Raw genomic sequence first — 12,350 nt, forward strand, 5'->3', positions numbered from 1 at the left:
AATACCATGCCCGGGCCCATGCCCGGGCATCTTGCAGAATTGCCTCGTCATGAGATGGTCAGGCCAAGCCCGACCATGACGGCGGGGACCGAAACGAGCCGCAATCGCGGCCAGCCCGGGAGGCCTTGATGGCTGACGCCTTCATCTACGATCACGTCCGGACGCCGCGCGGCAAGGGCAAGGCCGACGGTTCGCTCCACGAAGTCACGGCGATCGAACTGGGCACGCAGACCCTGCGCGCCCTCAAGGAGCGCAACACCCTCGACACCAAGCTGGTCGAGGACGTCGTCTTCGGCTGCGTCGATCCGGTCGGCGAGGCCGGCGCCGACATCGCCCGCACCGTCGCGCTCAAGGCCGGCTACGGCAAGGAAGTGCCGGGCGTGCAGATCAACCGCTTCTGCGCCTCTGGCCTCGATGCGGTGAACCTCGCCGCGGCGCAGGTCATGTCCGGCCAGAAGGAGATGACGATCGGCGGCGGCGTCGAGAGCATGTCCCGCATCGGCATGGGCGCCTCGGGCTTCGGCATCGCAGTCGACCCATCCGTCGCCATCGACACCTATTTCATGCCCCAGGGCGTCTCGGCCGACCTGATCGCGACGAAGTACGGCTTCTCGCGCGACGATGTCGACGCCTATGCCGTGCGCTCGCACAAGCGCGCCGCCAAAGCCTGGGAGGAGGGTCGCTTCAAGAATTCGGTGATCCCGGTCACCGACGTCAACGGCCTGATCATCCTCGACCGCGACGAGACCATTCGCCCGGCGACCGACATGCAGGCGCTGGCCGCGCTGAAAGCCTCCTTCGTCCAGATGGGCGAGATGGGCGGCTTCGATGCGGTCGCGACCGCGGCGCATCCGGATGTCGAGTTCGTCAACCACGTCCACCATGCCGGCAATTCCTCCGGCATCGTCGATGGCGCCGCGGCCGTGCTGGTCGGCTCGAAGAAGGCCGGCAAGGCGGCGGGCCTCAAGCCCCGCGCCCGCATCAAGGCCTTCGCCACCACCGGCTCCGATCTCGCGCTGATGCTGACCGGTCCGGTCGACGTCACCGAGCTCGTCCTGAAGAAGGCCGGCATGACCGCAAAGGACATCGACCTGTTCGAGCTGAACGAGGCCTTCTCCTCGGTCGTGCTGCGCTACCAGCAGGCCTTCGACATCGACGACGCCGTGCTCAACGTCAATGGCGGTGCCATCGCCATGGGCCACCCGCTCGGCGCCACCGGCGCGATGATCCTGGGTACCGTCCTCGACGAGCTTGAGCGCACCAACAAGCAGACCGCGCTGGTCACGCTTTGCGTCGCCGTCGGCATGGGCGTCGCCACCATCATCGAACGGGTTTGAGGAGAGAGCCGATGAACCTCGTCAATTTCCGCTTCGAGACCGACGCCGACGGCATCGCCACCCTGACCTGGGACATGCCCGAGCGCTCGATGAACGTCATCACCCCGCAGGTGATGGAAGAGCTGAATCAGGTCGTCGACAAGGTCGCCTCGGATGAGACGATCAAGGGCTGCGTCATCGTCTCCGGCAAGGACTCGTTCTCCGGCGGCGCCGACCTCACCATGCTGCAGGGCCTGCGCGACCTCTATGTCAAGCTGGCGAAGGAGCAGGGCGAGCAGATCGCCATGCAGCGCTTCTTCGACGAGAGCCGCAAGCTCTCACTGCTCTACCGCAAGCTCGAGACCTGCGGGAAGCCGTTCGCTGCGGCGATCCATGGCGTCTGCCTCGGCGGTGCCTTCGAGCTCGCGCTCTCCTGCCAGCTGCGTGTTGTCTCCGACGATGCCTCGACCCGCGTCGGCCTGCCCGAGATCAAGGTCGGCCTGTTCCCCGGCGCCGGCGGAACCCAGCGCGTCTCGCGCCTGATGCAGACCGGCGACGCGCTGCAGATGATGTTCAAGGGCGACCAGATCAAGGCGCTGCCGGCCCGCAATATGGGCCTCGTCCATGCCGCCCTGCCGCGCGACCAGATCGTCGCCGCCGCCAAGGAATGGCTCAAGGCCAATCCGCAGGCCAAGCAGCCCTGGGAAGACCCCAAGTTCAAGCTGCCCTCCAATAAGGTCCACTCGCCGGCCGGCATGCAGATATGGCCGCCGGCCAGCGCGATCTACCGCCGCGAGACCAACGACAACTACCCGGCCGCCCGCGCCATCCTGAGCGCGGTCTATGAGGGCCTGCAGTTGCCGATGGACCTCGCGCTGAAGGTCGAGAGCCGCTACTTCGCCAAGATCCTGCGGACGAAGGAGGCGGCCTCGATGATCCGCTCGCTCTTCGTCTCGATGCAGGAACTCAACAAGGGCGCCCGCCGCCCTGCCGACGTCCCCGCTTCCAAGCTGAAGAAAGTCGGCGTCGTCGGCGCCGGCTTCATGGGCGCCGGCATCGCCTATGTCACCGCCAATGCGGGTATCGAGGTGGTACTAATCGACAGGGATGTTGAGGCGGCCGAGAAGGGCAAGGCCTATTCGCACAAGCTGGTCACCGACCAGATCACCAAGGGCCGCGCCAAGACCGCCGATCGCGACGCGCTGCTCGGCCGGATCAAGGCCTCGGCTGATTATGCCGACCTCAAGGGCTGCGACCTCATCGTCGAGGCGGTGTTCGAGGACCCCAAGGTCAAGGCCGAGGTCATCGCCAAGGTCGAGGCCGTGGTCGGCCCCAAGACCATCTTCGGCTCCAACACCTCGACGCTGCCGATCACCGGCCTCGCCGAGCACAGCGAGCGCCCGAAGAATTTCATCGGCATCCATTTCTTCTCGCCGGTCGAGAAGATGCTGCTGGTCGAGATCATCATGGCCAAGAAGACCGGCAAGAAGGCGCTCGCCATGGCGCTCGACTTCGTCCGCGCCATCAAGAAGACGCCGATCGTCGTCAATGACGTCAGAGGCTTCTACGCCAATCGCTGCGTCGGCAACTACATCCGCGAGGGCCACCTCATGCTGATGGAAGGCGTGCCGCCGGCGATGATCGAGGCCGCCGGCAAGCAGGCCGGTATGCCGGTCGGTCCGCTCTCGCTCAATGATGAGGTCGCGGTCGATCTCGCCTACAAGGTGCTGAAGGCGACCAAGGCGCAGCTCGGCGAGGGCGCCGTCGACCCGGCGCAGGAGAAGCTCCTCAACGAGATGGTCGAGAAGCACGGCCGCCTCGGCCGCAAGAACCGGAAGGGCTTCTACGACTATCCGGAAGCCGGTCCCAAGCGGCTCTGGCCCGGCCTTGCCGAGCTCACCAAGAACAAGCTCGAGCCCGAGCTGATCGACATGGAGGAGCTGAAGCATCGGCTTCTGGTCACCCAGGCGCTCGAAGCGGCCAAGACCTATGAGGAAGGCGTCGTCACCGATCCGCGCGAAGCCGATGTCGGCTCGATCATCGGCTTCGGCTTCGCGCCCTATTCGGGTGGCACGCTCTCCTACATCGACAATATGGGCACGGCCGCCTTCGTGAAGCTCTGCGAAAGCCTCGCCAAGAAGCATGGCGAGCGCTTCAAGCCGAACCGGCTGCTGAAGCGCATGGCCAAGACCGGGGAGAGCTTCTACGGCTCGGCCGAGAAGAAGGCCGCGGCCTGATCAGGCGAAGAGCTGCTCCCTCAGGAGCGGCTCCAGCCAGTCGGCGAAGACCTTGAGCCGGCGCGACAGATGCTGCCGGTGCGGATAGAGCAGGGCGACCGGCATCGGCTCCGCCCTGTGCTCCGGCATGACCTCGACCAGCTCGCCCGCCTTCAGATGCGCGGCGACGTCATAGGCCGGGATCTGGATCAGCCCGAGCCCGGAAAGGCAGCAGGCAATATAGGCCTCGGCGCTGTTGACGGTGACGCGCCCGGCCGTCGCCCGGCTGTGCAATTGCCCATCCTCCAGCCATTGCCAATCCTCGACCGCGCCGGTCGAGGGCGAGGCATAGTGCACGGCCTCGTGTGCTGAGAGATCCTCCGGGCTTTCCGGCGTCCCACGCTGCGCCAGATAGGCCGGGCTCGCGACATTGATCAGCCTGAGTTCGCCGAGATTGCGCGCGATCAGGCTGGAATCGCTGAGCGGCCCGACGCGCAGCACGCAGTCGACGCTGTCCTCGACCAGATTGACCGCCCGATCGGTGACGCCGAGCGTGACGGAGATGTCGGGATAGCGCGCAAGGAAAACGGGTAGGGCAGGGGCAATGATCAGCCGCCCGATCCGGCCGGGCACGTCGATCCTGAGCTTGCCGGCGGGCCCGTCGCCGGCGCTGCGGAACAATGTCTCCGCTTCCTCGACTTCGGCGATCAATCTCAGGCAGCGCTCATAGAAGGCGAGCCCGTCCTGCGTCGGCGCGACATGGCGGGTTGTGCGATGCAGCAGCCGTGTCCCGAGCCGATCCTCCAGCAGCCGGATCGCCGCCGAGACCGAAGAGCGCGGCTGGCCGAGCGTCGCGGCGGCGCGGGTGAAGCTGGCGCATTCGACGACGCGGGCGAAGGTGGCGAAGAGCTCGATCCGGTCCATCGCCCAACGATGCGATTGTTCGCCGTAGCTGACAAGTCATGTCAGCTTATCCGGCTTTATCGGGACAATCGGCTGGTTACTTTGCTGACAGGGCGAAACGCCTTCGCAGCACAACAGGAGACCGGGCCATGGCCGACCACGCAATCAAGGGCAAGACCGTCATCATCGCCGGCGGCGCCAAGAATCTCGGCGGCTTGCTCGCCCGCGACCTCGCCGCCCATGGCGCCAAGGCGGTGGCCATCCACTACAACAGCGCCGCGACCAAGGCCGATGCGGATGCGACCGTTGCCGCCGTGAAGGCAGCCGGTGCGCAGGCGGCCGCCTTCCAGGCGGATCTCACCACCGCCGGTGCTGTCGAGAAGCTCTTCGCCGATGTCGTCGCTGCCGTCGGCCGGCCGGATATCGCGATCAACACCGTCGGCAAGGTGCTGAAGAAGCCGATGGCCGAGATCAGCGAGGCCGAATACGATGAGATGGCCGCGGTGAACTCGAAATCGGCCTTCTTCTTCATCAAGGAGGCCGGCAAGGCGCTCAACAATGACGGCAAGATCTGCACGCTGGTGACCTCGCTGCTCGGCGCCTTCACCCCGTTCTATGCCGCCTATGCCGGGATGAAGGCCCCGGTCGAGCACTTCACCCGCGCTGCCTCGAAGGAGTTCGGCGATCGCGGCATCTCGGTCACCGCGATCGGCCCCGGTCCGATGGACACACCGTTCTTCTATCCCGCCGAGGGGGCGGATGCGGTCGCCTATCACAAGACTGCGGCGGCTCTCTCGAAGTTCTCGAAGACCGGGCTCACCGATATCGAGGACATCGTCCCCTTCATCCGTTTCCTGGTCTCGGACGGCTGGTGGATGACCGGCCAGACCATCCTGGTCAATGGCGGCTACACCACGAAATGAGGCGCCGGCCGGCTGCTCTCTCCGAGACGGCCGGCCACTTTTCTTGATGGGAGCTGAAGCGTTCATTCAGCTCCCGTCTATCCTCGCAAGGCTATCAAGACGGCACGAGCGAGTTTCCCCGAGTTGAGGAACGACGCATGCACATGGCGATGGTGATCGGCGGCGGGGTGGTCCTGCTTGGGCTGTTCCTGCTGTTCGGCAAGCTCTGGGGCGGGGCCGAGCCGGCCTTCGCGACTGCGGCCAAGCTTTTCGTGCCGGCCTGGCTCGCGATCGCGCTGGTCAACATGTGGGTCGGCGTCACCAGAGCCGGCTATTCGGTGCGCGAGGAATTGCCGATCCTGGCGGTGGTCTTCGCCGTGCCGGCGGCTCTCGCTCTCCTCGTCGCCTGGCGTGTTGCGCGCTGAAGCGGCTGAAATGTTGCCACCATGGTGGCTCAACCAGCCAGCTCAGGTCTTTCCCCTATGGTCGCTCTGAGCGGCATGGGACTAGACTCAGCTGGCCTTGGACCGGGGAAAATTTGAATTCATGCCTGTGCGGCCGATTTTGAACTTTCCCGATCCACGTTTGCGCCTCCCTGCAGTGCCGGTCACGCGCTTCGATGCGGATCTGCGTGCGCTGGCCGAAGACCTGCTCGACACGATGCGGGCAGCGCCCGGCATCGGCATCACCGCGCCGCATATCGGCGTGTCGTCGCGGCTCGTCGTGCTGGAGCTGACGCCGGGAGAGGTTCGCATCTACGCCAATCCGGTGCTGGACCAGGTCTCGCGCGAAACCATCCGCCACACCGAGGGCAGCGTCTCGATGCCAGGCGTCACCGACGAGCTCGAACGCCATGCTCGCATCCGTGTGCGCTATGTCGATCTCGACGGGCGCGAGCAGAGCGAGGATGCCGATGGCCTGCTCGCCGTCTGCCATCAGCATGAGATCGACCAGCTCGACGGCGTCTTCTGGATCGACCGCCTGTCGCGACTGAAGCGCGACAGGCTTATCGCCCGCTACAACAAGCTGCAGCGGGGATAGTACCGAGTGCAGCACGTCATGCTCAGGCTTGACCCGAGCATCTCAAGCAGGAGGAAGCTCCTGCCCGCGCCTTCTCGTCATGAGATTCTCGGGTCTGGACTTCACTCCGCCCGAGAATGACGCCCGGCCGCTTCAGTTCGCCACCGCCCGGATCACCCGCCGCAGCTTGCCGATCAGCTCTTCGACCTGGGTCTCCGTGATGATCAGTGGCGGCGAGAAGGCGATCGTGTCGGCGGCGGTGCGGATCATCAGCCCTTCCTCGTGGAAGGCACGCTCGATCACCTCGTAGCCGCGCTTGCCGGCACCTTCCGCCCTCGGCGCAAGGTCGACGGCGCCGACCAGGCCCAGCGTGCGGATGTCGACCACGTTCGGCTCGCCCTTCAGGCTCATCACCGCATCGGCCCAGGCGCTCTCCATCGCCCGGGCGCGCTCGAACAGGCCCTCCTCGCGATAGATGTCGAGCGAGGCCAGCGCGGCGGCGGCCGCCAGCGGGTGGCCCGAATAGGTGTAACCGTGGAACAGCTCGATGACGTTGTCCGGGCCCTTCATGAACGTGTCGTAGATGTGCTTGCGCACGATCACGCCGCCCATCGGCACCGTGCCGGAGGTCACGCCCTTGGCGAAGGTGATCATGTCGGGGATGACGCCGTAGCGCTCGGCGGCGAAGGCGAAGCCGAGACGGCCGAAACCGGTGATGACCTCGTCGAAGATCAGCAGGATGCCGTGCTTGTCGCAGAGCTCGCGCAGCCGCTTGAGATAACCCTTCGGCGGCGGCAGCGCCCCGGTCGAGCCCGCCATCGGCTCGACGATCACGGCGGCGATGGTCGAGGCGTCGTGCAGGGCGACGACGCGCTCAAGGTCATCGGCGAAATGCGCGCCATAGTCCGGCTCGCCCTTGCTGAAGGCCTGCTTCTCGCGGTCGTAGGTGTGGGCGATGTGGTCGGTGCCGGTCAAAAGCCCGCCGAAGAACTTGCGGTTGTTGACCATGCCGCCGACGGAAATGCCGCCGAAGCCCACGCCGTGATAGCCGCGCTCGCGGCCGATCAGACGCGTCTTCGAGCCCTTGCCCGAGACGTTCCAGTAGGCGAGGGCGATCTTCAGCGCCGAATCCGCCGCTTCCGAGCCCGAGCCGGCGAAGAAGACATGGTCGAGATCGCCCGGCGCCAGCGCTGCGATGCGGGCCGCGGCGGCGAAGACCTTGGGGTGGCCGTATTGGAAGGACGGGGCGTAATCGAGCTCGCGCGCCTGCGCCTGGATCGCCTGGATGATCGGCTCGCGGGCGTGGCCGGCATTGCAGCACCACAGGCCGGCGGTGCCGTCCATCACCGGCTTGCCCTCGGGGGTGTAGTAGAACATGCCCTCGGCCCGGGCGACCATGCGCGGGTTCTGCTTGAACGACCGGTTCGCCGTGAACGGCATCCAGTAGGCTTCGAGATCGTTCGGAGAGCTGATGGCGCTCGGCGCAGAGGTCATGATCCGGTCCCATTTAGTTTTTTAAAGCTTCCTCAACCTAGCAGCGCGGTCGGGGCTGTAAATCCATGTCGGCTCGGGGCATGCCTGCGTCCGGCGAGCGGCGGCCCGCCGCTCGGGGCAGGTGACGTAACGTCGTTTCCGGCGTAGTCTGAACAAGGGGGTAACACTGGACTACGCCCCAATGACTGAAGGCGTTGCCGGTCGGGACGGGAGCGAGTCGATCGCGCCGGAGGATATCCGCGCGCAGCTCGACCGCGTCCTCGCGTCTGACATCTTTCGCAGCGCGCCGCAGCTGACCGCCTTTCTGAGCTATGTCGTCGAGCAGGCCCTGGCCGGCCGCGCCGCCGAGCTCAAGGGCTATACCATTGCTGTCGAAGCGTTCGGACGCCCGCCCGAGTTCGATCCGCAATCTGACCCGATCGTGCGCGTCGAGGCGGGGCGCCTGCGCAAGGCGCTCAATCTCTATTTCGCGGCTGAGGGCGTGCGCGATCCCGTGCGGATCGCGATTCCCGTCGGTGCCTATGTGCCGAGCTTTACGCGGCTGGGCTTCCCGGAGCCCGAGGCTCCAACCGCGAGCTTCCAGTCTGCGCAGGCCATCCCGGCCGCCGGCAGGCGATGGCGCGCCTGGATCTATTCGGCTACCGCGCTGGCTCTGACCGGCATGGTCGCGTTCATGGCCTGGCAGCGGGGCGAGCCGGAGCCGAATATCGCCATGTCGAGCGGGGACATGCAGGCGCCGCGCCCCGCAATCCCCGGTGCGCCCGACCAGTCCGCTTCGGCGCAGCCTCCCGAGCCGGTCGCGACACCTGCGAGTCTGCCCGTGGTTGCCGTTGTGGTCGCCGGAGACATCGTCGATCCCGTGGTCGAGGATGCGGCGCGGCTGTTCATGCGCCATCTCGTCGACACCATGGCCCGCTTCGACGACCTGCTCGTGGTCAAGTCGCCGGCGACGGCGTTGCGACCGGAGGAAGGCGCCGATTATGTCCTGACCCTCAACACGTCGCGAGCGGGCGACAAGGTCGAGGGGTTCGTGCGGCTGAGCGCGGCGAAGGACGGGCGCGTGGTCTGGACAACCTCCGGCGCGCGCAGCCTGGCGGCCGTGAGCGACGGCACGGAATTGCGCGAGCTGGCGCAGAGTGTGGCGATCCGGCTGGCGCAGCCCTTCGGCATCCTGCATGCCGACTTCAGGCTCGCCACGCTGCCCCCCGGCATCGCCTGCATCTACCAGGCGCTCAATTTCCGCCGGCATATGAGGGCGGATGATCATCTTGCCGCGCGCAACTGCCTTGACGGACTGGTTGCGCGCGATCCCGACTTCCATCCGGCCTGGTCACATCTGGCCTTGCTCACTGTGGATGAATACGCCTCCGGTTTGAACGTGCGCTCCGGCTCGCCGCTCGACCGGGCCCTTGCCGCCGCGCTCACTGCCGTGAGGCTGGCGCCGGCGAGCGCGCGCGCCCATCAGGCCCTGATGGAGGCGCAGTTCCTGCGCGGCATGACGGAAGAGGCGCTCAAATCCGGCCGGGAGGCGATGACGCGCAACCCCTACGATCCCGACATCATGGCCGATCTCGGCGCGCGCTACGTCCAGCTCGACCGGGCGGCCGAGGGGCTGCCCTTGCTCGAGCGCGCCGTTGCGCTGAGCAATGGCCGGCCTTCCTGGTATGATGTCTTCCTCTACTTCGCGGCCTATCTGACCGGCGCGAACAAGCTCGCGGAGAACCAGGCCTCCCTGATCAAGGCGGAGGAGACGCCGCTTGCCTTGGTCGCGCGTGCCGTGGCGAGCGCCGCGGCGGGGGATCGTGACGCGCTGGAGGAAGCCTTGCGGATGCTGGGCCAGGCCGAGCCGCTCTTTGCCCTCGATGCGCGGCTTTTTCTGACGCGCAAAGGGTTCTCGCCGCCGGTCATCGACCGCATCCTGGCTGCGATCGGCCAAGCCGGGCTGCCATTGCGATAGGCCGGGAGCTGGGGACACCGGCAGGGTTCGGTCGCGCAATCCATCGATGGGCCTCGCAGTTGCTGAATCTGGCCGCTATCCTGTGGGCGTCGCAGCTGATTCGTAGCGTTGCGTTGCCCCTCAACCCCTTGCGCGATTTCAGCCCTTGGCTCGCATCCGCCTCAGCGCTCTCTCTCCGGCCGCCAGCGGCGTCGTCGGCTTTTCGCTGGGCGCCGCCGCGATCCTGCTCCTGCCGGGCAATCTCGCCAATGCGGTGGGATTGCTGAGCGCCGGGCTCGGCTTGGCCGGAGCGGCTGCTCTGGCACGTCGCAGCGCGGCGCGCGAACGCGAGCAGCTCCTCGCGGCGATCGGCGAGGTCAAGGTCCGCCTTGCGACCAACGCCATCCGCGTCGACGCGATGGCCAAGCGCCTCGACCAGGTGCCGATGGGCGAGGCTGACGCCGCGCCGGCCAAGGCGATGCTCCACGAATTGACGGCCGAAGTCGGCCTGCTCGGCGACCTCCTGCAGCAGGTTGCGACGACATTGGGCGAGCATGACGACCAGCTCAGCCGTATTGAAGGCCGGCTCGCCAATCCGCCGCCGCAACCGGCGCGGATTGCGGCTCTGGTCCCTGACCGTTCCGAGTTCCGCGCTCCTGAGCCTCTGGTCGCGACACGGCAGGATCCGGCCGAGGCGGCACAGCGTCGCGCTGCCGAGGAGCGCGCCGCCCTGATCAGCGAAGCTCTGGCGAAGGGGCAGGTCGAAGTCCATCTCCAGCCGATCGTCAGCCTGCCGCAGCGCCGGACGCGGGGATATGAAGCACTCGTCCGGCTGAGGCTCGACGAGAAGACGCTGCTGCTTCCTTCGGAATTCCTGACCACGGTCGAGGAGCGCGGCTTCGGCCCGACGCTCGATGCGCTCGTTCTGACGCGGGCGCTGGCCATCGCCCGCCATCTCGGCAGCAAGCCGGGCGAGCTCTTCGTCTCCTGCAATTTCAGCGCGGCGACCTGGGGCTCGTCACGCGCCTTGGCGGCGCTGTCGCGCATCCTGGAAAAATACCACGACCATATCGGCAACCTCGTCATCGAGGTGCCGCAGCGCGTCTTCCGAGCGCTGGAGCCCGCGAGCCTCGGGCTGCTCGGCGCCATGTCGGCCAATGGCGTGCGCTTTGCGCTCGACCATGTCGCCGATCTGCGTTTCGACCCGGTCTCGCTGCATGATCGCGGCGTGCGCTTCGTCAAGGTCTCGGCGGCGCTGCTGCTCGCGGAAGCACGCGGTGGCAAGCTCGCAGATATCGCGGCGGGCGATATCGCGGTTCAGCTCGCCCGCGGTTCGATCCAGCTCGTCGCCGAGGAGGTCGAGGACGATCCGATGGTCGCCGACATGCTCGATCTCGGCATCGGCTTCGGCCAGGGCGTCGTCTTCTCGCCGCCGCGCCCGGTCAGGCCCGAGGTCTTCGCCGAGCCGCAGACGGCTGAGGCCGCAGCGGCTCCCAAGCCGGCCGCTGCCATGGCGCCGCCTGCCTCGGCCGAGGTGGTCGAGCACCCAGCGATGGCGCCGCCGCCGGCCGTGAAGCGCGTGCCTTTCCGCGACATCCTGCGCCGCGCGACCGCCTGATCTCTTCCTCGGAGGCCGAAGTGCTGGCCCGCGCCTCCGAAGCCGCGTAAACAGGCGGCGCCTATTCGTGGGAGCTTTCTCCAGTGCCGTCATCGACCCGCCTTCTGTCCGGGGTTGCGCCCGTCATCGGCCAGTACGAGCTCTGCCTCTGCGACATCTGGGGCGTGGTCCATAACGGCGTCGCGCCCTTCGCCGCCGCCTGCGATGCGTTGGCCCGGATGCGCGCGGGCGGCGTCACCGTCGTGCTGGTCTCGAACGCACCGCGCCCGCGCTCGGAGATCGCCGTCCAGCTCGGCAAGCTCGGCGTGCCCGGCGACGCCTTCGACGCGATCGTCACCTCTGGCGACGTCGCGCGCGACCTGATCGCCCACCGCGCCGGCGAGCCGCTCTATCATCTCGGGCCGTCCCGAGACCTGCCACTCATGGCGGGACTGGACGCCCCCCGTGTCGGCGCGGCGCAGGCGCATTACGTCGTCTGCACCGGCCTGTTCGACGACGAGACCGAGACGGCCGAGAGCTATGCCGACCAGCTCGCGGATTTCGCTCGCCGCGGCCTGACGCTGATCTGCGCCAATCCGGACCTTGTCGTCGATCGTGGCGGGCGCATCGTGCCCTGCGCCGGCTCGCTTGCGGTGGCCTATGAGACGCTCGGCGGCGAGGCGATCTATGCCGGCAAGCCGCATGCGCCGATCTACGATCTCGCCATCCGCATCGGCCAGGAGCTGCGCGGCGAGACGATCGAGAAAGCGCGCATCCTCGCGATCGGCGACGCGATCCGCACAGACATCGCTGGTGCCGCGCAGTATGGCCTGGCTTCGCTGATGTGCGTCGCCGGCATCCATGCGGGCGAGATGGCGGGCTTGTCGAACGAGGCGCTGCAGGGCTGGTTCGGCCGACAGAGCCACCGGCCCGACTACGCCATGCCGCATCTGGCCTGGTAAGGCG

Annotated in this window: 10 protein-coding genes; 8 read left to right on the forward strand and 2 right to left on the reverse strand. The window is 67.1% G+C overall.

Features of this window, described 5'->3' with window-relative positions; all coding sequences use genetic code 11:
* Positions 1–128 precede the first annotated feature (128 nt).
* Together VGV58_RS06515 and VGV58_RS06520 are read left to right on the forward strand one after the other, a co-directional pair.
* A complete protein-coding gene (locus VGV58_RS06515) occupies positions 129–1,337 on the forward strand; it encodes an acetyl-CoA C-acetyltransferase (protein WP_326873155.1) in 1,209 nt (402 codons plus the stop codon).
* A gap of 11 nt (positions 1,338–1,348) precedes the next feature.
* On the forward strand, positions 1,349–3,553 hold the full coding sequence (locus VGV58_RS06520; protein ID WP_326873156.1) for a 3-hydroxyacyl-CoA dehydrogenase NAD-binding domain-containing protein: 2,205 nt from the start codon (positions 1,349–1,351) through the stop codon (positions 3,551–3,553).
* On the opposite strand, the gene VGV58_RS06525 is transcribed toward VGV58_RS06520, so the two are convergent.
* Positions 3,554–4,456 (reverse strand): LysR family transcriptional regulator, encoded by a 903-nt coding sequence (locus tag VGV58_RS06525; protein WP_326873157.1) that lies wholly within the window; start codon positions 4,454–4,456, stop codon positions 3,554–3,556.
* A gap of 128 nt (positions 4,457–4,584) precedes the next feature.
* Between VGV58_RS06525 and VGV58_RS06530 the strand changes: the two genes are divergently transcribed.
* From VGV58_RS06530 to VGV58_RS06540, 3 genes are all read left to right on the forward strand, one after another.
* A complete protein-coding gene (locus VGV58_RS06530) occupies positions 4,585–5,358 on the forward strand; it encodes an SDR family oxidoreductase (RefSeq protein WP_326873158.1) in 774 nt (257 codons plus the stop codon).
* A gap of 137 nt (positions 5,359–5,495) precedes the next feature.
* Positions 5,496–5,762, forward strand: coding sequence for a hypothetical protein (locus VGV58_RS06535; protein WP_326873159.1), 267 nt, complete (start codon positions 5,496–5,498; stop codon positions 5,760–5,762).
* 121 nt (positions 5,763–5,883) lie between these two features.
* On the forward strand, positions 5,884–6,378 hold the full coding sequence (locus VGV58_RS06540) for a peptide deformylase (RefSeq protein ID WP_326873160.1): 495 nt from the start codon (positions 5,884–5,886) through the stop codon (positions 6,376–6,378).
* Between the two features lie 132 nt (positions 6,379–6,510).
* Here VGV58_RS06540 and aptA read toward each other — a convergent pair whose 3' ends face one another.
* Positions 6,511–7,851: an omega-aminotransferase AptA gene (aptA, locus tag VGV58_RS06545; protein WP_326873161.1), complete on the reverse strand. Its 1,341-nt coding sequence runs from the start codon at positions 7,849–7,851 to the stop codon at positions 6,511–6,513.
* Positions 7,852–8,032: 181 nt separating this feature from the next.
* On the opposite strand from aptA, the gene VGV58_RS06550 reads away from it, so the two are divergent.
* From VGV58_RS06550 to VGV58_RS06560, 3 genes are all read left to right on the forward strand, one after another.
* Positions 8,033–9,808: a hypothetical protein gene (locus VGV58_RS06550; protein WP_326873162.1), complete on the forward strand. Its 1,776-nt coding sequence runs from the start codon at positions 8,033–8,035 to the stop codon at positions 9,806–9,808.
* A gap of 145 nt (positions 9,809–9,953) precedes the next feature.
* Positions 9,954–11,405, forward strand: coding sequence for an EAL domain-containing protein (locus tag VGV58_RS06555; protein WP_326873163.1), 1,452 nt, complete (start codon positions 9,954–9,956; stop codon positions 11,403–11,405).
* 83 nt (positions 11,406–11,488) lie between these two features.
* Complete coding sequence (locus tag VGV58_RS06560) at positions 11,489–12,346, forward strand: TIGR01459 family HAD-type hydrolase (RefSeq protein ID WP_326873164.1); 858 nt, start codon at positions 11,489–11,491, stop codon at positions 12,344–12,346.
* The last annotated feature ends 4 nt before the right edge of the window (positions 12,347–12,350 follow it).

Source organism: Allobosea sp. (assembly GCF_035944895.1).
In the GTDB taxonomy this organism is placed as follows: Bacteria; Pseudomonadota; Alphaproteobacteria; order Rhizobiales; family Beijerinckiaceae; genus Allobosea.

Bases quoted from the DNA above. Each gene is read 5' to 3' on its own strand.
- VGV58_RS06515 (WP_326873155.1), top strand. From the start codon at position 129: ATGGCTGACGCCTTCATCTACGATCACGTCCGGACGCCGCGCGGCAAG.
- VGV58_RS06520 (WP_326873156.1), top strand. From the start codon at position 1,349: ATGAACCTCGTCAATTTCCGCTTCGAGACCGACGCCGACGGCATCGCC.
- VGV58_RS06525 (WP_326873157.1), bottom strand. From the start codon at position 4,456: ATGGACCGGATCGAGCTCTTCGCCACCTTCGCCCGCGTCGTCGAATGC.
- VGV58_RS06530 (WP_326873158.1), top strand. From the start codon at position 4,585: ATGGCCGACCACGCAATCAAGGGCAAGACCGTCATCATCGCCGGCGGC.
- VGV58_RS06535 (WP_326873159.1), top strand. From the start codon at position 5,496: ATGCACATGGCGATGGTGATCGGCGGCGGGGTGGTCCTGCTTGGGCTG.
- VGV58_RS06540 (WP_326873160.1), top strand. From the start codon at position 5,884: ATGCCTGTGCGGCCGATTTTGAACTTTCCCGATCCACGTTTGCGCCTC.
- aptA (WP_326873161.1), bottom strand. From the start codon at position 7,851: ATGACCTCTGCGCCGAGCGCCATCAGCTCTCCGAACGATCTCGAAGCC.
- VGV58_RS06550 (WP_326873162.1), top strand. From the start codon at position 8,033: ATGACTGAAGGCGTTGCCGGTCGGGACGGGAGCGAGTCGATCGCGCCG.